This is a genomic window from Mycolicibacterium hodleri (assembly GCF_025822245.1).
Classification (GTDB): Bacteria; Actinomycetota; Actinomycetes; order Mycobacteriales; family Mycobacteriaceae; genus Mycobacterium; species Mycobacterium hodleri.
Genome location: NZ_JACKTL010000065.1, coordinates 11875 through 38407, shown reverse-complemented (window position 1 = coordinate 38407; position 26533 = coordinate 11875). Strand labels below are relative to the sequence as shown.

Sequence of the window (26533 nt, the reverse complement as noted above, 5' to 3'; positions counted from 1 at the left end):
TGGATGTCAGACGTCGTTGATCAATGCGCCCAAACCGGCGCGTCCGGTGACACCGGCCTTGATGCTGGCGCGGTAGATGTGGCTTTCCACGGTGCGGACCGACAGCGATTCGATCTCGGCGATCTGGCGGTTGGTCAGTCCCCGGGCCACCAAGACGACGATCTCGCGCTCGCGATTGCTGAGTGGCGCGGAAAGCTCGGCGGTCGTGATGGCGGGGCTGGTCGCTCCACCGCAGGCCGCTGCCAGCTGCCTCGCACGGGCTGCGGCAGTGGCGGCGCTGTCCCGCCGGCCGGCCCGGCGATGCGACGTCGCCGCCTGAGCCGCTGCATCGGCGGCGGCGAGCCGATCGCCCTTCGACTCCCACAGCGCCGACGCCGCATCGAGGCCGTGTGCGTCATCGCCGCTCAGTGCCGTGCCGTGGCGCGCGGCCACCGCGGCGCGTTCGGTCCCGACTCGCTCGGCAAGCATGGCCAAGCGGTCGGCCGCCGTGGTGTCGTCGAGCTGCACCGCCGCTTGCAGACACCACACCTCCCGCGCCATCTGGTGGTGATCGCGGGCGAAGTCGGCCGCGGCCAGCGCTAGGGCCCGGGCCTCGCCGAATCGTGTTCGTGATGCCGCGATCCAGGCTTCGGCGATCAGGTCCGCGGAGTCGTAGTAGTGGTAGGCCGGTGGTCGAGACGCGCGCGCAGTTTCAAGTGCCAGAGCGGCGGCATCCGCCTCGCCCACCCGCGCCAGCGCTTGGGCGCGGAGCAACGCGAATCGCGGAAAGCTGTTCGCGGCGTGGAATCCTCGTCCGATCCAGCTGCTCGGATCCGGGTTGGCGGGCAGGTGCTCCAGGGCCGCGCGCAGGTCTCCGGCGGCTAGATGAGCCATGCCCAGGATTTGCTGAGCCACCTGCCGCATCGCCGCTGCGCGACCATGCCGGCTGCGAGAGAATCGCCGGGCAACCTCCACCGCCTCGCCGATGTGGCCCGCGGTCACCAGCGCACTGGCATGGACCTCGGCGAGGGGGCCGGAGAGGTGTGCGCCCTCGATGCTGGACTCCAACGCCCGTGCGGACACCGCGACGGCGGTGGCCACCTGGCCGAGATCGCCGAGTTCGCCGTGGGCCATGCACGCGGCGATGCACGCCATCGCCGTGCCGTAGGGCTCGAGCTCGCGGTCGTCGACCTCTTCGAGGGTGTCCAGCACCTCCAGGGTGCGCCCGGCCAGGGCCAGCTGATTGGCCCGAAACACCATGATCTGAGCGCGCCTTTCACCGGTCTTGGTCTGCAGGGCTCGCTCCACGATCTGCCAAGCCTGCTCGGGATCGCGTCGAGCCCACAGCGCCGTCGATGCGGCCAACACCACCTCGTTGCGAAAACCTGGGCCGACCTCACCTTGGCGCGGTGCCCCGGCAAGGACGTCGCCGGCGGAGTCGCCGTCGCCCATCATGAACAGCGTCCACGCCCGAGACACGTGCGCCCGCGGGCCCATGTCTGCCTCGGCTGCCGCGGCGAAAAGCCGCTCGGCCAAGTCGAAGTCGAGTAGGGAATTCGCCGCACTACCCGCGGCCACCAACACCTCGGGCCGCACGGGCAAGTCGGACTCCAGCCACAGCAGTCCGCGCTTGACCACGACTGCTGCGCTACCGCCGTCACCCATCGCCAACGCAACCTGCCCACGCAGCCGGGCCAGGCGCGCCGACCCGCACCGCGCCCGCCGGATCTCGGCGAAGAGGGGATGGCCAACGCAGACCTCATGACCGGTGATCCGGATCAGCCCGCGATCTTCAGCTTCTTCGACGGCGTCCGGCCCAGCCAGCAGCGCCAACGAGCGCCGGTCGAGCGGCTCGGCAACTGCGATGGTGTCGACCACCTCGAGTACCGGACCCCGCAGCGCACCGACCTGACGTTCCACGACCTCGGCCAACGACCCCGACACCGCCACGTCCCCGCTCCACCGAAGCACGTCGCCGTGCACGGCCAACCGTCCGGCGCCGGCCTCCTGCTCGGCGAGCTGCCGCACGAACAGCACGTTCCCGCCGGTCAACTCCCAGAATCGGTCACTGCAGCCGGGATCCGGCTGCGCGCCGAACGCCGCCTCCAAGACCGCGCCCATCTGCTCGCGCGACAGCACCGCTACCTCGCGCCACACGACCTCGCCATCCCTGACCCACGCGCTCAGCGCCGCCGGCACGTGTTCCCCCATTCGGATCGTCATCACCACCGTCGCGGCTCCGGACCCGACCAGGTGCTGCACCACCAAAACCGACAGATCGTCGAGCAGATGGGCGTCGTCGACGACGAGCAACAGCCGGCCCGCTGTAGTACCCACGATCATCGCTTCGCCCACCCGGCGCACCAACGCCGCCTCGCCGCCCCCGACATCGTCCGTCCACTGGGCGCACGCGCCCAACGGGATGTGCCGACTGTTGACCGTCGCCGTGATGGTTCTGACAGACCACCGTGTCGCGGCGGCTCGGTCAGCCGCCTCCCACGCCACCCGGGACTTGCCGACCCCGGCCGGCCCAGCGAGGACGATCCCACGTCTCCCGCGCCCCTCGATCACCGCCATCACCTCGCCGATGACGTCATCACGACCGGCCATCGGCCACATCCGGGTCACAGCCGAACATTAACTGGAAGCGTGTGAAGGTGATGCGCAACGGCATCGCCGGCGGTCACTCGTCATCTTTGGCTCGTGTTGACCACGGATGAGAATCCGGCCAGCCGCGACGGTTGAAAAGAGGCCACCCAACCAGATTGGATGGGTGATTTCCTTGGACGACTGGGGCCTTGATAAGGCATCTTCACCGCAGCGAGGGTTTGTCGCAGCGGGCCATTGCACGCCAGCTCGGCATCGCGCGTGACACCGTGGCGTCCGCGGTCGCCAGCGACGGCCCACCGAAGTACGAGCGGGCGGCCGGGCCGTCGGCGATCAACGAGGCAGAGCCCCGAATCCGGGCGTTGCTGTCGGTCTACCCGACGACGATGTCGGCGACAGTGCCCGCCGAGCGGGTCGGATGGACGGGTTCGATTTCGTGGTTCCGCGAGCGAGTGCGTGCGATCCGCCCGGAGTACCTGCCCGCCGATCCGGTCGACCGCCTCAGCATCCCCCGGGGCGGGTGATTCAGTGCGACCTGTGGTTCCCAGCACCGAAGATCGCGGTCGGGTTCGGTCAGGAGGCGATGCTGCCGGTGTTGATGATGGTCGCGGCGTTCCCCCGGTTCATCGCCGCGGTGATGCTTCCCTCGCGCCGGACGATGGATCTGGTGGCGGGGATGTGGCAGCTTCTCTCGCAGAACTTCACCGCGGTGCCGCACGAGTTGTGGTGGGACAACGAGGCCGGGATCGGGCGTCGGGGCCGGTTGACCGAACCGGTCACGGCGCGTTGATGGGTGCCCTCGGGTCACGGCTGGTGCAAATGAAACCCTATGCCCCCGAATCCAAGGGGATGGTGCAGCGAGCCAACCGGTATCTGGAGACCTCGTTTCTGCCCGGACGCAGCTTCGCCTCACCGCAGGACTTCAATGATCAACTGGGTCAATGGCTTCCGATCGCGAACAAACGTCTGGTGCGGGTGTTGGATGATCGTTCCGTCGACTTCCTCGATGCCGATCGAGCTCGTATGCTGGCCCTGCCACCGGTGCCGCCGACGGTCGAGACGAGGACGTCGCTCGCCATACGGCGGCGACTCGGATGCTCGACAGCGGCACGACCATTTCAGCGGCGGCGAAGTGGCTGGGCCGTGATCCGGCGATGACATTGCGGGTCTATGGACACGTCTACGACGACGCCCTCGCATCAGCGGGCATGGTCTTAATCGGCCTGCCCGACACCGATTCCACGACGACGTCCTAGTCGTCGGTGTTCCCGGTGCGCTGTCCGCGTCGGCTTCCACGGGAGCCAGGAGCTGGGTCCTCTCTACGGCCGGCGTCGGCGGAGCCGGCGTGCGCCACCACCAACACCTGATGAGTGATCGGGAACCTATCGCTAGTGCGTGCGACGGCGCTTGGCACAACCGTGGGTGTCAGAACCGGACTTGTCGAAGCCGAAAACGCCCTGACCCTTGTCGATCATGGTGGGCGCGGAGGGGATCGAACCCACGACCGCTGGTGTGTAAAACCAGAGCTCTACCACTGAGCTACACGCCCGTGCTCGGCCAAGCTACACGGCGGACCGCCCCGAGGTGAAATCCCGTCAGGCGTCGTGGACGGCCGCCAGCGCCTCGACGAAGACGGACCGATCGCGCGTCTCCCCCGGTCCGTTCATCGCGGCGAACCTGACGAGGCCGGCGTGGTCGACGGCGAAGGTGCCGCGGTTGGCGAAGCCGGCGTCGGCGTTGAACACGCCGTAGGCCTGCGCCACCGCACCATGTGGCCAGAAGTCCGACAGCAGCGGGAACGTGAAACCGCTCCGCGTGGCCCAGACCTTGTGGGTGGGCGGTGGTCCCACCGACACCGCCAGCGCCGTGGTGCCCCCGTCGGCGTAGTCGGACAGCTGGGATTGGATGTCGTCGAGCTCGCGCTGGCAGATGCCAGTGAAAGCGAGCGGAAAGAACACCAGGAGGACGTTCGTCACCCCACGGTGTGCCCGCAACGTCACGGGCCGCCCGTCCTGGTCCTTCAGCGTGAAGTCGGGCGCCACGGCGCCCACGTCGAGCACGGTCGTCAGCGCCGCCCCGAGGGACCCGACTTCGGCTGGACCAGTCTGCTGGCGATCCAGTCTCCGAGGTTGGCCGACGAGGTCTGCATGAGACCGGCCGTCGGCGCCGATTCGGCGATGTCGGAGGGTTTGACGTGTCCGGGGTGTCCGGTCTTGGGGGTCACCACCCACACCACGCCGTCTTCGGCGAGGGGCGTAATGGCGTCCATCAGTCGGTCGACGAGATCGCCGTCGTCGTTGCGCCACCACAGCAGCACCACGTCGATGACGTCTTCGGCGTCCTCATCCAGCAGTTCGGCACCACTTGCGTCTTCGATGTCGAACCGGATGTCATCGTCGGTGTCCTCGTCCCAACCTAGCTCTTGGACGAGTTGATTCTTCTCGATGCCCAGCTTTCGGGCGTAGTTCGGCGAGTCCGCCGCAACCACCTGATCCTCCTTCAGCCAGCGAGTCAGCTTTTCCCTATCGTCGCACGCCGCGGGCGTTCGCTCGACGCCTGGCACACCAAATCGTCAATAAGCGGCTTCGCAGGCGGCGCCCGCCGCGGTCTTGGAATCGTTGAGTTGGCGAATCGCGCCGTTGAACTCGTCGGGTCCGGGGTTGCCTCCCAGCACCCCCGCCAGCGCTCGCGCGGAGTCGGCCCAGCCGTTCAGCGCCTTGGTCAGATCTGGCGACAACGGCCCCGACAAACTGCCCGTGACCTGGTCGGCGCTGCGGTTGAGGGCGTCGACGGCCGGTCCGACCTTTGCGGGTGCATCCGGTGCGTCGTTGTTGAAGGCGTCGACGTAGTCGTTGACCGCGTCGACGGCCGCCACGCTGCTCGAGGACAGCGCGTCGCAGGAGGTGTGCACGGCGGCCTTGGTCACCGCAACCTGACGTTCGGATTCGGACACGGCAACCGACGACGCCACCGACGCCCGGTAGTCGGGCGCCTCGACGGCGTCGTAGGTGGCGGTCCCCTTGGTGATGGACGTGCACCCCACGACCACCATCGCCAGCCCCGCCAGCACCCCCGCGACCAGGCCCACGGCACGCAGCCGCGCTGCTGGCAACCAAGTCGTCACGTCAACAGACGCTACCGGTTGGCCCGATTCGTCGCCGGTCCATCCCGGTAGCCCAACCCCGCCCGAGCATCTACGGCACGATAGGGGCACGATGGACACGTCGCCAGGAACGACGACGAAAATCACGTGTGACGGGGCCACGAGCTCCCGATCACGCCTACCGAGGAGCTGCAGTTGACCACCGAGTTCGCGCGCCAGGACCTGGCCCAAAACTCAGGCACCGCAAGCGAACCCGATCGGGTCCGCGTCATTCGCGAGGGTGTTGCCTCGTACCTGCCAGACATCGATCCGGAGGAAACCAGCGAGTGGCTGGAGTCGTTCGACGACCTGCTCGCACGGTCCGGACCCGCCCGTGCGCGCTACCTGATGTTGCGCCTGCTGGAGCGTTCTGGCGAACAGCGGGTCGCCATTCCGGCGCTCACGTCGACCGACTACGTCAACACGATTCCGACCGAATTGGAGCCGTGGTTTCCCGGTGACGAGGACGTCGAGCGGCGGTACCGTGCCTGGATCCGGTGGAACGCCGCGATCATGGTGCACCGCGCCCAGCGCCCCGGAGTTGGTGTGGGCGGCCATATTTCGACCTACGCCTCGTCCGCCGCGCTGTACGAGGTCGGGTTCAACCACTTCTTCCGCGGCAAGTCCCACCCGGGCGGTGGCGACCAGGTGTTCATCCAGGGCCACGCCTCCCCCGGCATCTACGCACGCGCGTTCCTCGAGGGCCGGCTAACCGCCGACAAGCTCGACGGGTTCCGCCAGGAGCACTCTCACCCCGGTGGCGGCATCCCGTCCTACCCCCACCCGCGGTTGATGCCCGACTTCTGGGAGTTCCCCACGGTGTCGATGGGCCTGGGCCCGATGAACGCCATCTACCAGGCGCGGTTCAACCACTACCTCAACGATCGCGGCATCAAGGACACCTCCGATCAGCACGTGTGGGCGTTCCTCGGCGACGGCGAGACCGACGAGCCGGAGAGCCGCGGACTGGCCCACGTCGCGGCCCTGGAGGGCCTCGACAACCTGACCTTCGTCATCAACTGCAACCTGCAGCGCCTCGACGGTCCCGTGCGCGGCAACGGCAAGATCATCCAGGAGCTGGAGTCGTTCTTCCGCGGCGCCGGCTGGAACGTCATCAAGGTGGTGTGGGGCCGCGAATGGGATGCGCTGCTGCACGCCGACAAGGACGGCGCGCTGGTCAACCTGATGAACACCACTCCCGACGGTGACTTCCAGACCTACAAGGCCAACGACGGCGCCTACGTCCGCGACCACTTCTTCGGCCGCGACCCGCGCACCAAGGCGCTGGTCGAGCCGATGACCGACGCCGAGATCTGGAACCTCAAGCGTGGCGGTCACGACTACCGCAAGGTGTACGCCGCCTACCGGGCCGCGATGGAGCACAAGGGCCAGCCGACGGTGATCCTGGCCCACACCATCAAGGGCTACACGCTGGGCAAGCACTTCGAGGGCCGCAACGCGACCCACCAGATGAAGAAGCTGGCGCTGCAGGACCTGAAGGACTTCCGCGAGGCGCAGCGCATCCCGATCACGGACGCGCAGCTCGAGGAGAACCCGTACCTGCCGCCGTACTACCACCCCGGACCCGACGCCCCCGAGATCCGCTACCTGCTGGATCGGCGCCGAACCCTCGGCGGCTTCGTGCCCGCCCGGCGCAACAAGGCCAAGGCCCTGCCTCTGCCCAGCCGCGACGTCTACAAGTCGCTCAAGAAGGGGTCGGGCACCCAGTCCGTCGCCACCACCATGGCGATCGTGCGGACGTTCAAGGAGTTGTTGCGCGACAAGGAGATCGGCAAGCGCATCGTGCCGATCATCCCGGACGAGGCCCGCACGTTCGGCATGGACTCGTGGTTCCCGAGCCTGAAGATCTACAACCGCAACGGGCAGCTGTACACCTCGGTCGACGCGGAGTTGATGCTCGCCTACAAGGAGAGCGACCTCGGTCAGATCCTGCACGAGGGCATCAACGAGGCGGGGTCGACGGCGTCGTTCACCGCGGTGGGCACGTCGTACTCCACGCACGACGAGCCGATGATCCCGATCTACATCTTCTACTCGATGTTCGGCTTCCAGCGCACCGGCGACGGTCTCTGGGCGGCGACGGATCAGATGGCCCGCGGCTTCGTGCTGGGCGCCACCGCGGGTCGCACGACGCTGACCGGCGAGGGGCTTCAGCACGCGGACGGTCACTCCCTGCTGTTGGCGGCGTCCAACCCCGCCGTCGTGGCCTACGACCCGGCGTTCGCATACGAGATCGCCTACATCGTGGAGAGCGGCCTGGCCCGGATGTACGGCGAGGACCCCGAGAACGTCTTCTTCTACATCACCATCTACAACGAGCCCTACGTCCAGCCGGCCGAGCCCGAGAACTTCGACCCCGAGGGCATGCTGAAGGGGATTTACCGCTACCGCGCGGCCAAGGACAAGCGCTCGAACGTCGCGCAAATCCTGACCTCGGGTGTCGCGATGCCGGAGGCGTTGCGCGCGGCTGACCTGCTCGCGGCGGACTGGGACGTCGCGGCCGACGTGTGGTCGGTGACCAGCTGGGGTGAGCTCAACCGCGACGGCATCACCGTGGAGAAGGAACTGCTGCGGCATCCGGATCGGCCGGCTCCGGTCCCCTACGTCACCCAGGTGCTGGAGTCCACCGCGGGCCCGGTCGTCGCGGTGTCGGACTGGATGCGCGCGGTGCCCGAGCAGATTCGGCCGTGGGTGCCCAACACCTACGTCACGCTGGGCACCGACGGTTTCGGCTTCTCCGACACGCGCCCCGCCGCGCGGCGGTACTTCAACACCGACGCCGAGTCGGTCGTGGTGGCGGTGCTCGAGGCCCTGGCGCGCGACGGCGAGATCGATCCGTCGGTGGCGGTGGCGGCCGCGAAGGAGTACCAGATCGACGACGTGATGGCCGCTCCGGTGCAGACCTCCGACCCCGGGCCGGGCGCCTGACCCAGGTTCCCTCGATCGACTCAGCAGTTGTAGGTTTCCACCAGTAAACGGGCGTATCTTTTAGGGATGCCGGACAAGCAGATCGACGACCCGCGGATCTCGTCGCTCGAACTGCTCGACTCCGTGCCCGAGTCGCTGCTGCGTCGTGTCAAGCAATACTCGGGCCGCCTGTCCACCGAGGCCGTGCAGGTGATGGGTGAGCGGCTGCCCTTCTTCGCCGAGCTGGAGGCGTCGCAGCGCGCCAGCGTTCAGCTGGTCGTGCAGACGGCGTTGGTCAACTTCGCCGAGTGGATGCGCAACCCGCGCGGCGACGTCGGCTACACCGCCGAGGCGTTCGCGCTGGTGCCGCAGGAGCTGACGCGCCGAATCGCACTGCGCCAGACCGTCGACATGGTGCGGGTGACGATGGAGCACTTCGAGGAAGCCGTCCCCCTCCTGGGCCGCAACGAAGACCAGACGACGGCCCTGACGATCGGCATCCTGCGCTACAGCCGCAACCTCGCGTTCGCCGCGGCGTCGGGGTACGCCGACGCCGCGGAGGCGCGGGGTGCGTGGGACACCCGGATGGAGGCCAACGTCGTCGACGCCGTGGTCCGTGGCGACATCGGTCCGCAGTTGCAGTCCCAAGCCGCCGCGCTGAACTGGGACGCCACGGCACCGGCGACGGTGCTCGTCGGCTTCCCCAAGCCGGGACGTTCGGAGTTCGCCAGCGAGGACGTGCACGAAATCGTCACCCGCAACGGCAGGGCGGCGCTTTCCGACGTGCACGGCACGTGGCTGGTCGCGATCGTCTCGGGTCATCTGACCCCCACCGACAAGTTCCTCGGTGAACTGCTCGGGGTGTTCGCCGACGAGCCGGTGGTCATCGGCCCGTTCGCGGCGTCCCTGGTAGCGGCTCACTACAGCGCCGCCGAGGCCATCGCGGGCATGAATGCCGTTGCGGGGTGGACCGGGGCACCGCGACCGGTGTCGGCCCGCGAGCTGCTTCCCGAACGGGCGCTGCTCGGCGACCCGTCGGCCATCGCCGCACTGGACTCCGACGTGATGCGACCCCTCGCCGAAGCGGGTCCGGCGCTCACGGAGACACTCGACGCCTACCTGGACTCGGGGGGCGCGATTGAAGCCTGTGCCCGCAAATTGTTCGTTCATCCAAACACCGTCCGCTACCGACTCAAACGCATCGCGGACTTCACCGGGCGCGATCCCATGCTGCCCCGCGACGCCTACGTTCTGCGGGTGGCGACGACCGTCGGTCGGCTCGGTCGGCAGACGACATATGCCAGCACGACAAATACTTCGGTGGCGCGGGTAACACCGCGGAGCGGGTCGTGACGTTGCTTCATTTCCCGGATGATTGATCGCAATCCGGTCTCGTTGCAGTCCCATCACATGCCGTTTTGTGGGATCCCCACAAAAACATAAGACTATGTTCATATTCTCTTACACCGCGCGAAACCGGTTTCACAGTGTTTTCTTAATCCGTGCCCCAAACACCCACGCTTGCGCTGCTCGCGCCCGGACAGGGATCGCAGACTCCCGGCATGCTCGCGCCGTGGCTCGAACTACCCGGAGCCGACGAGCGCGTCGCATCGTGGTCCGAGGCGATCAAGCTCGACCTGGCCCGGCTGGGCACCACGGCAACCGCCGAGGAGATTACCGACACGTCGGTCACGCAACCTCTCGTGGTCGCCGCCACCCTGCTGGCGCACCAAGAGCTGACCACGCGCGGCCTGCTCTCCGGCGCCGAGCTCGTGGTGGCGGGCCACTCCGTCGGTGAAATCGCGGCCTACGCCATCGCCGGAGTGCTCGACGCCGACGACGCCGTCCGCCTCGCCGCCACCCGCGGCTCCGAGATGGCCAAGGCGTGCGCCGTCGAACCGACCGGCATGGCCGCGGTACTCGGCGGCGACGAGGCCGAGGTACTCGCCCGTCTCGACGAACTCGACCTGGTGCCCGCCAACCGCAACGCCGCCGGACAGATCGTCGCCGCAGGTGCGATCTCCGCCCTCGACAAGCTGGTCGAGGACCCGCCGGCGAAGGCACGCGTACGCAAGCTGGCCACCGCGGGTGCCTTCCACACGCACTTCATGGCCTCGGCACTGGACGGCTACTCCGCCGCGGCCGACGCCGTCACGGCCAGCGCCCCCACCGCCAGCCTGCTGTCCAACGCCGACGGCCAGCCGGTGACGTCGGCCGCCGACGCCATGACCAAGCTGGTCGCCCAGCTCACGCAACCGGTGCGCTGGGATCTGTGCACCGAAACCATGCGGCAGCGCGACGTCGCCGCGATCGTCGAGTTCCCGCCCGCGGGCACGCTGGTCGGCATCGCCAAACGAGAACTTCGGGGAGTACCGACGTACGCCGTCAAGACCCCCGCAGACCTGGACGGGCTCTCCGAGCTCTAAGCCAGAAAGCTCATGTCGGCGCTCCAGAAGGGGGCGTCGTCGCACCGAGATACACAGAACAGAAGGAGCCATCGTGGCCGCCAGTCAGGAAGAAATCATCTCGGGTCTCGCAGAGATCATCGAAGAGGTCACCGGCATCGAGCCGTCCGAGGTCACCCCGGAGAAGTCCTTCGTCGACGACCTGGACATCGACTCGCTGTCGATGGTCGAGATCGCCGTCCAGACCGAGGACAAGTACGGCGTGAAGATCCCCGACGAGGACCTCGCCGGCCTGCGCACCGTCGGTGACGTCGTCGCCTACATCCAGAAGCTCGAGGAAGAGAACCCCGAAGCCGCCGCAGCACTCCGCGACAAGTTCACCTCGTGACCCGTCCTTCCACTGCTAACGGCGGTTTCCCCAGCGTGGTGGTGACTGCCGTCGAGGCGACTACTTCTATTGCTCCGGACATCGAGAGCACGTGGAAGGGCTTGCTGGCAGGAGAAAGCGGCATCCGCGTCCTCGACGACCCGTTCGTCGACAAGTGGGACCTGCAGGTCAAGATCGGCGGGCACCTCGCGGAGCCCCTCGATCCACTCATGACGCGGCTCGAACTGCGCCGCATGTCCTACGTGCAGCGGATGTCGAAGTGGGTTGGAAACCGCCTGTGGGAGACCGCAGGACGGCCCGAGGTCGATCCCGACCGGTTCTCGGTCGTGATCGGCACCGGGCTCGGTGGCGGCGAGAAGATCGTCGAGACCTACGACGCGATGAACGAGGGTGGCCCCCGCAAGGTGTCCCCCCTCGCCGTCCAGATGATCATGCCCAACGGTGCGGCCGCGGTGGTGGGCCTCGAACTCGGGGCCCGCGCCGGCGTCATCACGCCGGTGTCGGCATGCTCGTCCGGTTCGGAGGCCATCGCCCACGCGTGGCGCCAGATCGTGATGGGCGACGCGGACTTCGCCGTCTGCGGCGGTGTCGAAGGCATGATCGAGGCGCTGCCGATCGCGGCGTTCTCGATGATGCGGGCGATGTCGACCAAGAACGACGATCCCGAGGGCGCGTCGCGGCCGTTCGACAAGAATCGCGACGGATTCGTCTTCGGCGAGGCCGGCGCGATGATGATCATCGAGACCGAGGAGCACGCCAAGGCACGCGGCGCAACGCCGTTGGCCCGGATCATGGGGGCCGGCATCTCGTCGGACGCCTTCCACATGGTGGCTCCGGCACCGGACGGCCTCCGGGCCGGGCACGCGATGAAGCGGGCGATGGAGACGGCGGGCCTCTCGCCGTCCGACATCAGCCACGTCAACGCGCACGCCACGTCCACGTCGATCGGTGACGCGGCCGAGGCCAACGCCATCCGCAACGCCGGTGTGGAGAACGCCGCGGTGTACGCCCCGAAGTCGGCACTGGGTCACTCCATCGGCGCCGTCGGCGCACTGGAGTCCATCCTGACGGTGCTGGCGCTGCGCGACGGCGTCATCCCGCCGACGCTCAACTACGAGACGCCCGACCCCGAGATCGATCTCGATGTCGTCGCGGGTGAGCCTCGATACGGCGACTACCAGTACGCCATCAACAACTCGTTCGGGTTTGGTGGACACAATGTCGCCCTGGCCTTTGGGCGCTACTAAGCACCCTGGGCACGGAGAGGATTGGCAGAGTTGACCCGTCTCACCACGGGGAGCGGTCTCCCCAATGTGGTCGTCACCGGATTTGCGATGACGACCGCATTGGCGACCGACGCCGAAGGTACGTGGAAGCGTCTGCAGGACGGAGAAAGTGGCATCCGCACGCTGGATGACTACTTCGTCGACCTGTACGACCTTCCGGTGCGCATCGGCGGTCACTTGCTCGAGGACTTCGAGAGCGAGCTGACGCCCGGGGAACTCGAGCGGCTGTCCTATCTCCAGAAGATGGCGACCGTCGTCGGTCGGCGGGCCTGGGAGAGCGCAGGCTCCCCCGACGTCGACACCCGGCGCCTAATGGTGTCGATCGGCACCGGCATGGGCAGTACCGAGGAACTCCTCTACGCCTACGACGGGATGCAGGAGAAGGGCATCTCGGCCGTCGCCCCGTTGACCGTGCAGAAGTACGTGGTCAACTCCCCCGCAGCCGCGGTCGCCCTGGACCGGCGGGCGAAGGCAGGCGTCATCACTCCGGTGTCGGCGTGCGCCTCCGGCAGCGAGGGCATCGCCAACGCATGGCGCAGCATCGTCCTCGGTGAAGCCGACGTCGCCATCTGCGGTGGCGTGGAAACCAGGATCGAGGCGGTTCCGATCGCCGGCTTCGCGCAGATGCGAATCGTGTTGTCCACCACCAATGACGACCCCGCCGGTGCGTGCAAGCCGTTCGACCAGAACCGCAACGGGTTCGTCTTCGGCGAGGGCGCCGGCCTCATGGTTCTCGAGACCGAAGAGCATGCCAGGGCACGCGGTGCGAACATCGTGGCGCGGCTGATGGGCGCGGGGATCACCTCCGACGGCTACCACATCGTCGCCCCGGATCCGACGGGTGACCGTGCGGGACAGGCGATTTCGCGAGCCATCCAGCTCGCCGGCCTGCAACCGGGCGACGTCGACCACGTGAACGCCCATGCGACGGGCACGCAGGTCGGCGACGTCGCCGAGGGCAAGGCGATCAACAACGCACTCGGCAAGACGTGCCCGGCGGTGTACGCACCCAAGTCGGCACTGGGCCACTCCGTCGGCGCGACCGGCGCGGTGGAGTCCATTCTCACGGTGCTTGCCCTGCGGGACGGCGTCGTCCCACCCACACTGAACCTGGACACCCTCGATCCAGAGATCGACCTCGACGTGGTCGCCGGCGAACCTCGCCGCGGCAATTACCAGTACGCAATCAACAATTCATTTGGATTCGGCGGGCACAACGTCGCGATCGCCTTCGGGAAGTACTGAGATTTAGGAGACAGAGATGACGACGATGGCGCCCGAAAGCGTGAATGAGTCCCTCGACCCGCGTGACCCCCTGCTTCGCCTGCGCACGTTCTTCGACGACGGCACCGTGGAGCTGCTCCACGAGCGCGACCGCTCGGGCGTGCTCGCCGCATCCGGCACCGTCAACGGCGTGCGCACCATCGCGTTCTGCACCGACGGCACCGTGATGGGTGGCGCGATGGGCGTGGAGGGTTGCCGCCACATCGTCAACGCCTACGACACCGCCATCGACGAGCAGGCCCCGATCATTGGTATCTGGCACTCCGGTGGCGCACGACTGGCCGAGGGCGTCAAGGCCCTGCACGCCGTCGGTCTGGTCTTCGAGGCCATGATCCGGGCGTCGGGTTACATCCCTCAGATCTCCATCGTCGTCGGATTCGCCGCTGGCGGAGCGGCTTACGGGCCTGCGCTCACCGACGTCGTCATCATGGCGCCCGAGGGTCGCGTCTTCGTCACCGGACCCGACATCGTCCGCAGCGTCACCGGCGAGGACGTCGACATGGCGTCGCTCGGTGGACCCGACACCCACCACAAGAAGTCCGGCGTCTGCCACATCGTCGCCGACGACGAAGCCGACTCCTACGAGCGTGGCCGCCGACTCATCGGATTGTTCTGCCAGCAGGGGCACTTCGACCGCTCCAAGGCCGAGGCGGGCGATTCCGATCTGCGCGCGCTGCTGCCGGACTCGGCCCGTCGCGCCTACGACGTGCACCCGCTCATCTCGGCGCTGCTCGACGAGGACGCGCCGTTCGACGAGTTCCAGTCCAAGTGGGCGCCGTCGATGGTCGTCGGCCTCGGCCGGTTGGCCGGCCGTAGCGTTGGCGTGCTCGCCAACAACCCGCTGCGCCTCGGCGGTTGCCTGAACTCCGAAAGTGCCGAGAAGGCAGCCCGTTTCGTTCGCCTGTGCGACGCATTCGGCATTCCGATCGTCGTCATCGTCGACGTGCCCGGGTACCTGCCCGGCGTCGACCAGGAGTGGGGTGGCGTCGTCCGCCGCGGCGCGAAGCTGCTGCACGCGTTCGGCGAGGCCACCGTCCCGCGCGTCACGCTGGTGACGCGAAAGATCTACGGCGGCGCCTACATCGCGATGAACTCGCGGTCGCTGGGTGCGACCAAGGTCTTCGCCTGGCCGAACGCCGAAGTCGCGGTCATGGGCGCCAAGCCCGCCGTCGGCATTCTGCACAAGCGCACCCTGGCCGCGGCCGCCCCCGAGGACCGCGAGGCCCTGCACGAGCAGCTCGCGGCCGAGCACGAGCGGATCGCCGGCGGCGTCGACAGTGCCATCGAGATCGGTGTCGTCGACGCGAAGATCGACCCGCCGCACACCCGCAGCGTGCTCACCCAGGCGCTGGCCGAGGCTCCCGCGCGTCGCGGTCGCCACAAGAACATCCCGCTGTAAGTCACTCCAGCGCAAACGAACCGACGGTGACGGCACCTGCCGGACGGTAGGTGCCGATCACCACACCGGTCGTCGAGACCGAGCTCGTCACCAGTTCCAGGTTGGTGGGCACGACTCCGTCGGCGAACAGCCGCTTCCCGGTACCGACGAGCACCGGGAAGGTCCACAGCAGGTATTCGTCGATCAGGTCGTGACGCATCAGCGTCTGAAGCAGATCGGCGCTGCCGAGCACCTGAAGCTCGGGGCCGTCGGTCTCCTTGAGCGCGGCGATGGCCGCAGGCACGTCGTCGTCGAGCAGGACCGAGTTCTGCCACTCCAAGGCGGGGCGCTGCCGCGAGGCGACGTACTTCGTCGCCTCGTTGAGGGGTGTGGCGCCGTCCTCCTCGGTGGCATGCGGCCAGTGCGCGGCGAAGATGTCGTAGGTGCGCCGCCCCAGCACCAGATCGAACGGCGCCCCCATGGTCTCGCCCATGGTCTGGTTCATGTGCTCGTCCCAGAAGTTCACCGACCAGCCGCCGAGGCCAAATCCCCCGTCGACGTCCTCCTCGGGTCCGCCGGGGGCTTGCATCACACCGTCGAGGGTCAGGAACGTGCTCGCGATAAGTCGTCTCATGCACGTTGAGACACCCCGCGGCCGTGAAACTCATCGCGCAGCGAGGAACTCCTCGGCGGCGACGACGGCCCTGGCCCGGTCCGCGGCCACCAGCCCGATGCGGGTGCGGCGGTCGAGGACGTCGTCGACCGACAGCGCGCCCTCCTGGGTGATCGCGTACTCGAATTCGGCTCGGATGACGTCGATTCCGTCGGCCACCACCGCACCGGGCCGATCGCAGCTGGCCTGGGCGACGACGTTGGGCGCCTCGGCACCGTAGCGTGCGACGAGGGACGACGGCAGCGCCACCGACGACCGCAGCGTCGACACCGGATTGGCGGGCGCACCGACCAGCGGCAGATTGCCGGTGCGACACGAGCCCGCGGGCAGTCCACGCAACGCCACCGCGCGGTCCAAGACGTCTTGGGCCATGTAGCGGTATTCGGTGAGCTTGCCGCCGATGACGCTGAGCACGCCGTTGGCCGACTCCACCACCGCGTGCTCACGCGACACGTCCGCGGTGCGGCCGGCGCCATTGTCGATCAGCGGCCGCAATCCCGCGTAGGCCCCGACCACGTCGTGGGTCGTCAGCGCGACGTCGAGTGCGGTGTTGACGGTGTCGAGCAGGAACGACACCTCGGCCGGGGTGGGCTCCGGCACGTCGGGGACGGGCCCGGGCGCATCCTCGTCGGTGAGGCCGAGGTACACCCGTCCGAGTTGCTCGGGCATGGCGAAGACGAAGCGGTTGGTCTCACCGGGGATCGGAACCGTCAGTGCGGCAGTGGGATTGCCGAAGGCCGCGGCGTCGAACACCAGGTGCGTGCCTCGGCTGGGTCGCAGCCGGATCGACGGGTCGACGTCGCCCGCCCACACCCCGGAGGCGTTGACCACCGCGCGCGCGGCGACGTCCACGGACTCGCCGGTGAGCTGGTCGGTCAGCCGCACCGACGTGCCGGTGGCATTCGACGCGGCGACGCGGGTCAGGATTCGCGCGCCGTGCTGGGCAGCGGTGCGGGCGACCGCGACGACCAGCCGGGCGTCGTCGACCAGCTGGCCGTCGTAGGCCAGGAAGGCGCCGTCGAGTCCGTCGCGGCGCACCGTCGGCACCAGGTCGACGGCCCGCGCGGCATCCACGCGTCGCGATCGCGGCAGGGTCGACGCGGGCGTGCCCGCCAGCTTGCGCAGACCGTCGCCCGCGGCGAAGCCGAATCTCACGAGTGCCCGCGAGGCGCCGCTCATCGACGGCAGCAGCGGCACCAGTTGCGGCATCGCGGTGACGAGGTGAGGAGCGTTGCGGGTCATCAGGATTCCGCGTTCGACGGAGCTGCGGCGGGCGATGCCCACGTTGCCGGTTGCGAGGTAGCGAAGGCCGCCGTGGACCAGTTTCGAACTCCACCGGCTGGTGCCGAACGCGAGGTCGTGCTTCTCCACCAGCACGACCGACAGCCCGCGGGAGGCTGCGTCGAGCGCGATGCCGGTGCCGGTGATGCCGCCGCCGATGACGACGACGTCGACCCGGGCGGTGTCGCCGAGGGCCGTCAGCTCGGCGGTGCGGCGGGCGGAGTTGAGGGCGGGGCCGGTCATGGCGCGAGGTATCCGTTCAGAGCCAGGGCCAGCTGAGCGGCCAGGTCGTCGGCGGGCAGGATGGCCTCGACCATCTGCGCCGCCAGAATCGTCGACTGCGTGATCAGCAGGCACATCACGGCGAGTTGCCGGACGTCGCCGGGTCGTACGCTGCCCTCGTGCTGGGCGGACGTGATCTCGCCGGCGACGGTGTCGAGCAGCATCTGCTGACTGGTGCCGAGCCGTTCGGAGAGATAGGACATCGCCAGGTTGGGGTCTTGCCGGAGCACGGACATGACGACGTCGTCGCGGCGCACCAGCTCGGCGACGCCGACCACCCGGTCGACGAGCGGCGTGCGGCCGACGCCCGCGCTGGGGACGGCGTCGAGAGCGCGGGTGATCCGTGCGGTCAGCAGGGCGGCGAGGATCGACCGGGTGTCGGGAAAGCGGCGGTAGACCGTGGGCCTGCTGATGGCCGCGCGGCGGGCGATCTCGGCGAGCGTCACGCGGTCGACACCGTAGGCCAGCACGCAGTCGGCGGCCGCGTCGAGGATGCGCTCCTCGACCGACGTCGGTCGAGCTTCGTTACTGATTGACATGATCTGTAATACTGTAACGCATGACCCGATCGCACGACCAGTTCACGCCTCCGATGAAGTGGAACGCCTGGGGCGACCCGGCGGCGGCCAAACCCCTCTCCGACGGCATCCGAACACTGCTCGTGCAGGCTCTCGGGGTCTCGACCGACCCCGCCGCCCAGCCGGAAGCCGACCAGGTGCACGTGCGTCCGTCGGCACTGTCGGACGCCGACCGCAACGCGCTGTCGACCGTCGTCGGCGAGGCGCACTGCCTCACCGACGACTACGCCAGGCTGCTGCGGGCCGGCGGCAAGTCCACCCTGGACCTGTTGCGGCGCAACGGCACCGGGGTTCAAGACGCGCCAGACGCGGTGCTGCTGCCTGCCGACGAAGACGAGATCGCCAAGATCCTCCACCACTGCTCGAGGAGCAGCATCGCCGTCGTCCCCTTCGGCGGGGGCACCAGCGTCGTCGGCGGCCTCGATCCCGCTCGGGGCGACTTCAAGGCCGTCGTGTCCCTGGACCTGCGTCGCCTCGACGCACTGCACGGCCTCGACGAGGTCTCCGGTGAAGCCGAACTCGGTGCCGGAGTCACCGGCCCCGACGCCGAAAAACTCCTTGGCGCCCAGGGCTTCTCGCTCGGCCACTACCCTCAGAGCTTCCAGTTCGCCACCATCGGCGGATTTGCGGCGACGCGCTCGTCGGGGCAGGACTCGGCCGGTTACGGTCGATTCGACGACATGGTCCGCGGCCTGCGAGTGGTGACCCCCGCGGGCGTGCTCGACCTGGGGCGCGCACCGGCGTCGGCGGCCGGCCCGGACCTGCGGCAGCTGCTGGTCGGCTCCGAGGGCGTGTTCGGCGTCATCAGCCGGGTGCGGGTCCGGGTGCATCCCGTCCCCGAGACGACCCGGTACGAGGCGTGGTCGTTTCCGGACTTCACCACGGGCGCAGCGGCGTTGCGCGCGGTCGTGCAAAACGGCACCGGCCCCACCGTGATCCGGTTGTCCGACGAGGCCGAGACCGGCGTCAACCTCGCCACCACCGAGACCATCGGCGAACAGAGCGTCACCGGTGGGTGCCTGGCGATCACCGCCTTCGAGGGCACGGCCGCCCACACCGAGAGCAGGCACGCCGAGACCCGGGCGATGCTGGCGGCGCACGGCGGCACCAGCCTCGGCGAGGAACCCGCCAAGGCGTGGGAGCACGGCCGGTTCGGGGCGCCGTACCTGCGTGATTCGCTGCTGGCGGCCGGCGCGCTGTGCGAGACACTGGAGACCGCCACCAACTGGTCGAACCTGGCCGCGGTCAAGGCCGCCGTCACCGAGGCCCTGACGACGTCGCTGGCCGAAACGGGCACCCCGGCGTTGGTCCTGTGCCACATTTCCCATGTGTATCCGACCGGTGCCTCGCTGTACTTCACCGTCGTGGCGGGGCAGCGCGGCAACCCGATCGACCAATGGCGCAGGGCGAAGACCGCCGCATCCGACGCCATGATTCGCGCCGGGGCGACGATCACCCACCATCACGCCGTCGGCGCCGATCACCGGCCGTGGATGCGCGACGAGATCGGCGATCTCGGCGTCGAGGTCCTGCGCGCCGTCAAGGCGGTGCTCGACCCCGCCGGAATCCTCAACCCGGGCAAGCTGATTCCGTGACGCTCGGCCGCATCACCGTGCTGACCAATCCGGCGTCCGGGCACGGCGGTGCCACGCACGTGGCGGAGCGGGCGATCGCCCAGTTCCACCGCCGCGGCGTCGACGTCGTGGCCATCGCGGGCACCGACGCCGACCACGCGCGTCGCCTGGTCGAGGGAGCGCTGGAGCGCGGCATGGACGCCCTCGTCGTGGTGGGTGGCGACGGCATCGTCTCGCTGGCTCTACAAGTGCTCGCGCAGAACGACATTCCGCTGGGCATCATCCCGGCCGGCACGGGCAACGACCACGCCCGCGAATTCGGCATCCCCACCAAGAGCCCCGAGGCCGCGGCCGACGTCGTCGTCGACGGGGTGGCCGAGACCGTCGACCTGGGCCGCATCTCCGGCGCCGACGGCACCGACCGCTGGTTTGGCACCGTGATGGCCGCAGGCTTCGACTCGCTGGTGACCGACCGGACCAATCGGATGACGTGGCCGCACGGCCGGATGCGCTACAACGTCGCCATGCTGGCCGAGATCTCGAAGCTGCGGCTGCTGCCGTTTCGGTTGACGTTCGACGGCGAGGAACTGGTCACCGATCTGACGCTGGCGGCGTTCGGCAACACCCGCAGCTACGGCGGCGGCATGCTGATCTGCCCGGACGCGGACCACTCCGACGGCCAACTGGACGTGACGATGGTGCAATCCGCGTCGCGCGCCAAGCTGATCCGGCTGTTCCCCACGGTGTTCAAGGGCACGCACGTCGACCTCGACCAAGTGCGGACGGCCAGGGCGAAGGTGATCACGGTCGAGTGCCCCGGCATCAACGCCTACGCCGACGGCGAGTTCGTCTGCCCCCTGCCGGTCGAGGTGTCGGCGGTACCCGGGGCGTTGCGGATCCTGCGGCCCGCCCCGTGAGTCCGCGCGAGTGGCCCCCGCGAGACATAAGCCGTGGCGACGACACGCCGTAGCCCGCCGCCACCAGTTATGCCTCGCGCCGCGTGAGCCCTCTGCGAGACGCCAGCCTCACGGGATGAGCCTCCCCGCGAGACGTCCCGCGAGCGGTTAGCCGACCCCGCGGTTGAGCCAGGTGACCTCGCCGGTGTCGCCGCCGCCGCGGAATTCCTCGAGCGCCTCGTCCCATGCGGTGCCCAGCACGGTGTCCATCTCGGCGGCCATGGCGTCGGCCCCGGAGGCCATCAGCCCGCGCAGCCGCATCTCGCCGACCATCACGTCGCCGTTGGCACTCATCACGCCGCTCCACAGCCCCAGTTGCGGGGTGTGGCACCAGCGGTGCCCGTCGACGCCCTCGCTGGGGTCCTCGGTGACTTCGAAACGAAGCACCGACCACGACCGCAGCGCGTTGGCCAGGGCAGCCCCCGTACCCACGGGACCTACCCAGTTGGTGACGGCACGGAGCTGCCCAGGCATCGCCGGCTGCGGCGTCCACTTGAGGTTCGCCCTCGCCGACAGGGTCGACGAAAGCGCCCACTCCACGTGTGGACATACCGCCGCGGGCGAGGCGTGGACGTACACCACACCGGTGGCCGTGTCGGCGAACTGGTTCGACGCACGCATCATCTGCTCCTTCGGCTCAATAGGGACGTCTTCCCCGACGACCTGCTGAGCGCCAAAAAGAGGCAGTTGTTTCGTGCGTGTCTATTGTGCCCTGTGAGGCAGGTGTTGCGCTAGTGTGGCCCGAATTCTCTCAGCACTCCATCAGAGATGGCTGGCCACAGCGGGTGTGCCCAGTCGCCGAAATCGCGGTCGGTGAGCACCACCAAGGCCAGGTCGACGGCCGGATCGACCCAGATGAACGTGCCCGACTGGCCGAAGTGCCCGAACGTCGTGGCGTCGTTCAGAGAACCGGTCCAGTGCGGCGACTTGCCGTCGCGCAGCTCGAAGCCCAGCCCCCAGTCGTTCGGCCGTTGCGTCCCGTAACCCGGCAACACGCCCGACAGGTCCGGGAATTGCACCGAGGTGGCCTCGGCATGCATCTGCACCGACACCAGCGCCGGCCGCAGCAGCTCGGCGGCGAACCGGCACAGGTCGGCGACCGACGACTCGCCCCCGAACCCCGCGGCCGCGGCGCCGCCCACCAGGGTCGACGCGACCATGCCTAGCGGCTCGAAGACGGCCTCCAGCAGGTAGCGGTCGAACGAGATCTTTGACGCCTCCTCCAGCGCCGCGGCCAGCACACCGAAGCCCTCGTTGGAGTAGATGCGGCGCTTGCCGGGTTCGGCGACGACGTCGGGTGACCGCATCGACAGACCCGAGGTGTGCGCGAGCAGATGCCGCACGGTCGAGCCCGGCGGGCCGGCCGGGGTGTCGAGGTCGACGACGCCCTCCTCCACCGCCACCTGCGCCGCGCGGGCGACGAGCAACTTGGTGACCGACGCCAGGGCGAACCTGCGGTCGACGTCCCCGTGGGACGCGAGAACGCCGGCCGGTCCGACCACGGCCGCCGCCGCGGTGGTGACCGGCCACTCGGTGAGGACGTCGAGAGCTGACATGCGACAGGAGCCTAGTGCGGAGCCAGCCGACGCCAGATCGACGCCACGTGCCGCGCGTCCGTGCCGCAGCACCCACCGAATACGGTCGCCGCGGGCAGCCGCTCCCGCAGGGCCGCGGTCCGGGTGCCGAAGTCGTCTGGGTCGCCCTCGTCGAGGTCCTCGGCCTCGTCCAGTTCGGCGTGACTCCTCGTCGAGGCGTTCAGCCGCACGCCGACCACCCGGCGCAGCCACTGCCCGTCGTCGAAGGTCGTCGCCAGATGGGTCGGGTGGGCGCAGTTGACCATGAAGTAGGCCGCGCGTGCCCCGGTGTCGGCATCCACTTGCTCGACGGCCGCCCGCAGGGACTGTCCCGTCGCGAGCCGGCCGTCGGTCTCCACCGTGAACGAGACCGCGACGGGAACGTCCGCCGCCGCGGCGGCCCTGACGATGCCGACGGCCTCCGCGGCGTCGTTGATCGTGACCGCGGTGACCAGATCCGCGGTGGTCGCGGCGAAGGACGCGACCTGCGGGGCGTGATAGTCCTGCGCCTCGTCGGCGGTCATCGCCCGTTCGCGGGGCCCAATGCAGCCGCTGACCACCGCGGTGATCCCGTCGGACGCCGCCGCGGCGCGCACCTCCTCGGCGAGCTCGATCGCCTGCCGGTTGAGGACGTCGAGCTGGCTGGGCGAGAACCCGAGGCGCGCGGCCCAATCGGGATTGGCGCGCCACGTCGGCGCCTCGACGACGAAGCCGGCCCCGTGCCGTCGGGCGATGTCCAGGTAACCCGCGTAGTAGCGGCGGAGCACCTCGCGCGTGTCGGGGTGCTGCACCAGGGGGAAGGCCGCGAAGCATGCCAGCTCGACGCCGTGGTGGAACACCAGGTCGGTCTCGAGACCCCCGTCGGTGACGAACATCTGGTCACCGGCGAGCTGTGGCAATCGTCGTCCGTCGATGCCGTTCAACATACCGATCAGACCAATTGCAGCGACCGCTTCGCCAAACCCATCCAGAACCCGTCGACCACCTGCGTCGGAATTTGTTCGGGATCCGCCGACGCCCCGAGCGCGACGAACAACGGCGCGAAGTGCTCGACGGTCGGATGCGCGTACGGCATGCCCGGCGCCTTGGCGCGGAAGTCCAGGAGCGCGTCGAGGTCGCCCGCGGTGAATCGTTCGGCTGCCCAGGCGTCGAATTCGCGCGACCACCCCGGTGCCGCGGCGTTCGGGGACGGATCGGTCAGGAACGGCAGGCCGTGCGTGGTGAATCCGGATCCGATCACCAGCACGCCCTCCTCGCGCAGCGGTCGCAGTCGCGCACCGAGCTCCAGCAGCCGGTGGGGGTCGAGCGTCGGCATCGACATCTGCAGCACCGGGATCTCCGCCTCGGGATACATCACCGTCAGCGGCACGTAGGCGCCGTGATCCAGTCGGCGGTTGGGGTCGTGGGCGACGGTCTCACCGTCGGGCATCAACGCTTCCACCCGACGAGCCAATTCGGGCGCACCCGGCGCGTCGTAGGTCACGTCGTAGTAGCGCTGCGGGAAACCCCAGAAGTCATGTGTCAGCGGGGTTTTGGTAGTGGTCGAGCCAAGGGTCAGTGGTGCCGCCTCCCAGTGGGCGGACACCACCAGGATCGCCTCGGGTCGCGGCAGCTCGGCGGACCACCCCACCAACTGCGACACCCACCTCTCGTCGTCGACGAGTGGCGGTGCACCGTGAGACAGAAAGAGAGCGGGGATCACCGACCAAGGATGACACCTCGGCGGCTAGGTTGTAGGCCATGAGTCAGACGGTGCGTGGTGTCATTTCCCGGTCCAAGAAGCAGCCTGTCGAGTTGGTCGACATCGTGATCCCCGACCCCGGTCCCGGCGAAGTCGTGGTCGACGTCATCGCCTGCGGGGTCTGCCACACCGACCTCACCTACCGCGAGGGTGGCATCAACGACGAATACCCGTTCCTGCTGGGCCACGAGGCCGCCGGCACCGTGGAGTCGATCGGCGAGGGCGTGGTCAACGTCGAGGTCGGCGACTTCGTGGTGCTCAACTGGCGCGCGGTGTGCGGGCAGTGCCGCGCCTGCAAGCGCGGTCGCCCCCAGTACTGCTTCAACACCCACAACGCCGCCCAGAAGATGACCCTGACCGACGGCACCGAGCTCACCCCCGCCCTGGGGATCGGCGCGTTCGCCGACAAGACCCTCGTCCACGAAGGGCAGTGCACCAAGGTCGACCCCGAGGCCGACCCCGCGGTCGCGGGCCTGATCGGCTGCGGTGTGATGGCCGGCATCGGTGCGGCCATCAACACCGGCAACGTCAACCGTGACGACACCGTCGCGGTCATCGGCTGCGGCGGCGTCGGGGACGCGGCCATCGCCGGGGCCGCCCTCGTCGGGGCGAAGATGATCATCGCCGTCGACATGGACGAGCAGAAGCTGAACTGGGCGCGCGACTTTGGCGCCACCCACACGGTCAACGCCAAGGAGTTCGACGTCGTGGAGACCATTCAGGACCTCACCGGCGGCAACGGCGCCGACGTCGTCATCGACGCGGTGGGTCGCCCGGAGACCTGGAAGCAGGCGTTCTATGCCCGCGACCTGGCGGGCACCGTCGTCCTGGTCGGCGTTCCGACGCCCGACATGACGCTGGAGATGCCGCTCGTCGACTTCTTCTCCCGCGGTGGCTCGTTGAAGTCTTCCTGGTACGGCGACTGCCTGCCCGAGCGTGACTTCCCCACCCTGATAAGCCTCTACCGCCAGGGCCGACTTCCCCTGGAGAAGTTCGTCTCCGAGCGCATCGGCCTGGACGGAATCGAGGACGCCTTCCACAAGATGCACGCCGGCGAGGTCCTGCGCTCGGTCGTGATCCTGTGAGTGCCGCCAAGAACATTCAACGTTTGGTCACCAGCGGCACCTTCGAGCTCGACGGCGGCAGCTGGGACGTCGACAACAACATCTGGATCGTCGGTGACGACAAGGACGTAGTGGTCTTCGACGCCGCCCACAGCGCCGAGCCCATCGTCGAGGCCGTCGCGGGCCGCAACGTGGTCGCCGTCGTGTGCACCCACGGTCACAACGACCACGTGACCGTCGCCCCGGAACTCGGCAACGCCCTCGACGCCCCGGTCCTGCTGCACCCGGCCGACGACGTGCTGTGGCGAATGACGCACCCCGACGAGGACTTTCGCGGTGTCGAGGACGGCCTGGTGCTGCGGGCCGGCGACGTGGAACTGCGGGCGCTGCACACGCCGGGCCACTCGCCGGGATCGGTCTGCTGGTACGCCCCCGACCTCGGTGCGGTGTTCAGCGGCGACACCCTCTTCAGCGGTGGACCGGGTGCGACGGGCCGGTCCTACTCCGACTTCCCGACCATCCTGGCGTCCATCTCCGAACGCCTCGGCACGCTGCCCGCCGACACCGTGGTCTACACCGGCCACGGCGACACCACGGTCATCGGCGACGAGCTGGTCAACTACGACGAGTGGGTCAAGAACGGGAGTTAGTCTGCGTCGCGCTCGGTCGCGTCGACGATGGTCCGGGCACATAGTTCGGGATCGTCGATCATCGGGACGTGGCCGACGCCGCGGAGCATGACGAAGTGCGCGTGCGGGATTCGCTCGCGCGCGGTCACGCCGTTGACCTCGGGCGGGAAGATGCGGTCACCGTCCGCCCAGGCGATGGTGATCGGGCACGTGTGACCCAACGGCTCCACCCGTTCGGTGGTGCCCAGCAGGTCGTCGGCGACGTCGCACCCGAGTAGGTCGCGCGTCGACTCCACGGCCTGGCGACGGGTGAGGCGGTCGGCACGCTCCGCCACGTCGCGCATCGCCAACCGGCGAATCGCCGGCACCCCCAGAGCGGCCGGAGCAACGAATCGCGTTGCCGCGACCATCTTTTGGGTGCGGCGAATCATACCGGTGGCGTGGGTTTCGTCGCTCTCGCCTGCGGTCCAGAAGCCCGCGGGCGAGAAGGCACACACCGATCGGGCCCGACCGCGGCGGGCGAGTTCGACGGCGATCCACCCGCCCATGGAGTTGCCCGCCACGTGCACGGTGGCCAACCCGCGCTCGTCGAGCAGCGCCTCGGTCGCGTCGACCAGGGCTGCGATGGTCGGCCGCCCCTGATGCCTTGGCCCACCGCGGTGGCCGGCGGCGGTGGGCACGATCAGGTCGAAGCGGTCGGCGAGCAGGGGCACGACGCCGTCCCACGCGGCGGCTGACATCGTCACACCGTGCAGCAGAAGCAGCGGCGGCTTCTCCGTCACGG

Annotated in this window: 26 protein-coding genes and 1 tRNA gene; 14 read left to right on the top strand and 13 right to left on the bottom strand. The window is 68.8% G+C overall.

Features of this window, described 5'->3' with window-relative positions; genetic code table 11:
- Window positions 1–6: 6 nt before the first annotated feature.
- Window positions 7–2598 carry a helix-turn-helix transcriptional regulator gene (locus tag H7J06_RS26595; protein ID WP_264042476.1) on the bottom strand — a complete coding sequence of 864 codons (2592 nt, stop codon included), beginning with the start codon at window positions 2596–2598 and terminating at the stop codon, window positions 7–9.
- A gap of 179 nt (window positions 2599–2777) precedes the next feature.
- Between H7J06_RS26595 and H7J06_RS32730 the strand changes: the two genes are divergently transcribed.
- The 3 genes from H7J06_RS32730 to H7J06_RS32720 are packed head-to-tail and all read left to right on the top strand — an operon-like array spanning window position 2778 to window position 3744.
- The gene (locus tag H7J06_RS32730) at window positions 2778–3110 is read left to right on the top strand and encodes a hypothetical protein (RefSeq protein ID WP_372515416.1); all 333 of its coding nucleotides are present in this window, start codon (window positions 2778–2780) and stop codon (window positions 3108–3110) included.
- Window positions 3107–3376, top strand: coding sequence for a hypothetical protein (locus H7J06_RS32725; protein WP_372515415.1), 270 nt, complete (start codon window positions 3107–3109; stop codon window positions 3374–3376). Before H7J06_RS32730 ends, H7J06_RS32725 begins: the two co-directional genes overlap by 4 nt.
- A 29-nt stretch (window positions 3377–3405) precedes the next feature.
- A complete protein-coding gene (locus H7J06_RS32720) occupies window positions 3406–3744 on the top strand; it encodes a hypothetical protein (RefSeq protein ID WP_372515414.1) in 339 nt (112 codons plus the stop codon).
- A 316-nt stretch (window positions 3745–4060) separates the two neighbouring features.
- Here the strand turns inward: H7J06_RS32720 and H7J06_RS26585 are convergent.
- The 4 genes from H7J06_RS26585 to H7J06_RS26570 all read right to left on the bottom strand — a co-directional run bounded on the left by H7J06_RS26585 (window position 4061) and on the right by H7J06_RS26570 (window position 5710).
- Window positions 4061–4135, bottom strand: a tRNA-Val gene (locus H7J06_RS26585).
- 46 nt (window positions 4136–4181) lie between these two features.
- Entirely contained in the window at window positions 4182–4646 is a 465-nt protein-coding gene (locus tag H7J06_RS26580; RefSeq protein ID WP_264042396.1) for a peroxiredoxin, read from the bottom strand.
- 5 nt (window positions 4647–4651) lie between these two features.
- Window positions 4652–5074, bottom strand: a complete 423-nt coding sequence (locus tag H7J06_RS26575; protein WP_264042395.1) for a DUF3052 domain-containing protein — start codon at window positions 5072–5074, stop codon at window positions 4652–4654.
- A gap of 84 nt (window positions 5075–5158) precedes the next feature.
- A complete protein-coding gene (locus H7J06_RS26570; RefSeq protein ID WP_264042394.1) occupies window positions 5159–5710 on the bottom strand; it encodes an Rv2240c family protein in 552 nt (183 codons plus the stop codon).
- A 174-nt stretch (window positions 5711–5884) separates the two neighbouring features.
- Between H7J06_RS26570 and aceE the strand changes: the two genes are divergently transcribed.
- The 7 genes from aceE to H7J06_RS26535 all read left to right on the top strand — a co-directional run bounded on the left by aceE (window position 5885) and on the right by H7J06_RS26535 (window position 15418).
- Entirely contained in the window at window positions 5885–8677 is a 2793-nt protein-coding gene (gene aceE, locus H7J06_RS26565) for a pyruvate dehydrogenase (acetyl-transferring), homodimeric type (protein ID WP_264042393.1), read from the top strand.
- A 66-nt stretch (window positions 8678–8743) separates the two neighbouring features.
- Window positions 8744–10009 (top strand): PucR family transcriptional regulator, encoded by a 1266-nt coding sequence (locus tag H7J06_RS26560; protein ID WP_264042391.1) that lies wholly within the window; start codon window positions 8744–8746, stop codon window positions 10007–10009.
- A gap of 149 nt (window positions 10010–10158) precedes the next feature.
- Window positions 10159–11082 (top strand): ACP S-malonyltransferase, encoded by a 924-nt coding sequence (locus tag H7J06_RS26555; protein WP_264042390.1) that lies wholly within the window; start codon window positions 10159–10161, stop codon window positions 11080–11082.
- 73 nt (window positions 11083–11155) lie between these two features.
- Complete coding sequence (gene acpM, locus H7J06_RS26550; protein ID WP_149483639.1) at window positions 11156–11449, top strand: meromycolate extension acyl carrier protein AcpM; 294 nt, start codon at window positions 11156–11158, stop codon at window positions 11447–11449.
- On the top strand, window positions 11446–12696 hold the full coding sequence (kasA, locus tag H7J06_RS26545) for a 3-oxoacyl-ACP synthase KasA (RefSeq protein ID WP_264042389.1): 1251 nt from the start codon (window positions 11446–11448) through the stop codon (window positions 12694–12696). Before acpM ends, kasA begins: the two co-directional genes overlap by 4 nt.
- A gap of 30 nt (window positions 12697–12726) precedes the next feature.
- Entirely contained in the window at window positions 12727–13980 is a 1254-nt protein-coding gene (kasB, locus tag H7J06_RS26540) for a 3-oxoacyl-ACP synthase KasB (RefSeq protein ID WP_264042388.1), read from the top strand.
- Window positions 13981–13996: 16 nt separating this feature from the next.
- The gene (locus tag H7J06_RS26535; RefSeq protein ID WP_264042387.1) at window positions 13997–15418 is read left to right on the top strand and encodes an acyl-CoA carboxylase subunit beta; all 1422 of its coding nucleotides are present in this window, start codon (window positions 13997–13999) and stop codon (window positions 15416–15418) included.
- A gap of 1 nt (window position 15419) precedes the next feature.
- On the opposite strand, the gene H7J06_RS26530 is transcribed toward H7J06_RS26535, so the two are convergent.
- Genes H7J06_RS26530 through H7J06_RS26520 form a run of 3 tightly spaced genes read right to left on the bottom strand, consistent with a single transcriptional unit; the run spans window position 15420 to window position 18175 of the window.
- On the bottom strand, window positions 15420–16031 hold the full coding sequence (locus H7J06_RS26530; protein ID WP_264042385.1) for a dihydrofolate reductase family protein: 612 nt from the start codon (window positions 16029–16031) through the stop codon (window positions 15420–15422).
- 30 nt (window positions 16032–16061) lie between these two features.
- Window positions 16062–17594 carry a glycerol-3-phosphate dehydrogenase/oxidase gene (locus tag H7J06_RS26525; RefSeq protein ID WP_264042384.1) on the bottom strand — a complete coding sequence of 511 codons (1533 nt, stop codon included), beginning with the start codon at window positions 17592–17594 and terminating at the stop codon, window positions 16062–16064.
- Window positions 17591–18175 carry a TetR/AcrR family transcriptional regulator gene (locus tag H7J06_RS26520; RefSeq protein WP_264042475.1) on the bottom strand — a complete coding sequence of 195 codons (585 nt, stop codon included), beginning with the start codon at window positions 18173–18175 and terminating at the stop codon, window positions 17591–17593. The genes H7J06_RS26525 and H7J06_RS26520 overlap by 4 nt, the downstream gene beginning before the upstream one ends.
- Before the next feature lie 50 nt (window positions 18176–18225).
- Here H7J06_RS26520 and H7J06_RS26515 point away from each other — a divergent pair, with 50 nt between their 5' ends.
- Together H7J06_RS26515 and H7J06_RS26510 are read left to right on the top strand one after the other, a co-directional pair.
- The gene (locus H7J06_RS26515; protein WP_264042474.1) at window positions 18226–19806 is read left to right on the top strand and encodes an FAD-binding oxidoreductase; all 1581 of its coding nucleotides are present in this window, start codon (window positions 18226–18228) and stop codon (window positions 19804–19806) included.
- The gene (locus H7J06_RS26510) at window positions 19803–20702 is read left to right on the top strand and encodes a diacylglycerol kinase (protein WP_264042383.1); all 900 of its coding nucleotides are present in this window, start codon (window positions 19803–19805) and stop codon (window positions 20700–20702) included. Before H7J06_RS26515 ends, H7J06_RS26510 begins: the two co-directional genes overlap by 4 nt.
- Window positions 20703–20849: 147 nt before the next feature.
- Here H7J06_RS26510 and H7J06_RS26505 read toward each other — a convergent pair whose 3' ends face one another.
- The 4 genes from H7J06_RS26505 to H7J06_RS26490 form a co-directional block, all read right to left on the bottom strand.
- A complete protein-coding gene (locus tag H7J06_RS26505) occupies window positions 20850–21362 on the bottom strand; it encodes a DUF3145 domain-containing protein (RefSeq protein WP_263998797.1) in 513 nt (170 codons plus the stop codon).
- A gap of 110 nt (window positions 21363–21472) precedes the next feature.
- Complete coding sequence (locus tag H7J06_RS26500) at window positions 21473–22297, bottom strand: serine hydrolase domain-containing protein (RefSeq protein WP_264042382.1); 825 nt, start codon at window positions 22295–22297, stop codon at window positions 21473–21475.
- An 11-nt stretch (window positions 22298–22308) separates the two neighbouring features.
- Window positions 22309–23241: a homocysteine S-methyltransferase family protein gene (locus tag H7J06_RS26495; RefSeq protein WP_264042381.1), complete on the bottom strand. Its 933-nt coding sequence runs from the start codon at window positions 23239–23241 to the stop codon at window positions 22309–22311.
- A 5-nt stretch (window positions 23242–23246) separates the two neighbouring features.
- A complete protein-coding gene (locus H7J06_RS26490; RefSeq protein WP_264042473.1) occupies window positions 23247–24014 on the bottom strand; it encodes a dioxygenase family protein in 768 nt (255 codons plus the stop codon).
- Between the two features lie 41 nt (window positions 24015–24055).
- Here H7J06_RS26490 and H7J06_RS26485 point away from each other — a divergent pair, with 41 nt between their 5' ends.
- Both H7J06_RS26485 and H7J06_RS26480 read left to right on the top strand, forming a co-directional pair.
- Window positions 24056–25141, top strand: a complete 1086-nt coding sequence (locus tag H7J06_RS26485) for an S-(hydroxymethyl)mycothiol dehydrogenase (RefSeq protein WP_264042380.1) — start codon at window positions 24056–24058, stop codon at window positions 25139–25141.
- A complete protein-coding gene (locus tag H7J06_RS26480; protein WP_308205835.1) occupies window positions 25138–25770 on the top strand; it encodes an MBL fold metallo-hydrolase in 633 nt (210 codons plus the stop codon). Before H7J06_RS26485 ends, H7J06_RS26480 begins: the two co-directional genes overlap by 4 nt.
- Here H7J06_RS26480 and H7J06_RS26475 read toward each other — a convergent pair.
- The gene (locus H7J06_RS26475; protein ID WP_264042378.1) at window positions 25767–26531 is read right to left on the bottom strand and encodes an alpha/beta fold hydrolase; all 765 of its coding nucleotides are present in this window, start codon (window positions 26529–26531) and stop codon (window positions 25767–25769) included. The two genes, H7J06_RS26480 and H7J06_RS26475, sit on opposite strands and share 4 nt — an antisense overlap.
- Between the last annotated feature and the right edge of the window lie 2 nt (window positions 26532–26533).

Excerpts from the sequence above, each read along its gene's own strand:
- H7J06_RS26595 (WP_264042476.1), bottom strand. The coding sequence starts at position 2,598 with ATGTGGCCGATGGCCGGTCGTGATGACGTCATCGGCGAGGTGATGGCG.
- H7J06_RS32720 (WP_372515414.1), top strand. The coding sequence starts at position 3,406 with ATGAAACCCTATGCCCCCGAATCCAAGGGGATGGTGCAGCGAGCCAAC.
- H7J06_RS26560 (WP_264042391.1), top strand. The coding sequence starts at position 8,744 with ATGCCGGACAAGCAGATCGACGACCCGCGGATCTCGTCGCTCGAACTG.
- H7J06_RS26535 (WP_264042387.1), top strand. The coding sequence starts at position 13,997 with ATGACGACGATGGCGCCCGAAAGCGTGAATGAGTCCCTCGACCCGCGT.
- H7J06_RS26530 (WP_264042385.1), bottom strand. The coding sequence starts at position 16,031 with ATGAGACGACTTATCGCGAGCACGTTCCTGACCCTCGACGGTGTGATG.
- H7J06_RS26525 (WP_264042384.1), bottom strand. The coding sequence starts at position 17,594 with ATGACCGGCCCCGCCCTCAACTCCGCCCGCCGCACCGCCGAGCTGACG.
- H7J06_RS26515 (WP_264042474.1), top strand. The coding sequence starts at position 18,226 with ATGAAGTGGAACGCCTGGGGCGACCCGGCGGCGGCCAAACCCCTCTCC.
- H7J06_RS26505 (WP_263998797.1), bottom strand. The coding sequence starts at position 21,362 with ATGCGTGCGTCGAACCAGTTCGCCGACACGGCCACCGGTGTGGTGTAC.
- H7J06_RS26500 (WP_264042382.1), bottom strand. The coding sequence starts at position 22,297 with ATGTCAGCTCTCGACGTCCTCACCGAGTGGCCGGTCACCACCGCGGCG.
- H7J06_RS26495 (WP_264042381.1), bottom strand. The coding sequence starts at position 23,241 with ATGTTGAACGGCATCGACGGACGACGATTGCCACAGCTCGCCGGTGAC.
- H7J06_RS26485 (WP_264042380.1), top strand. The coding sequence starts at position 24,056 with ATGAGTCAGACGGTGCGTGGTGTCATTTCCCGGTCCAAGAAGCAGCCT.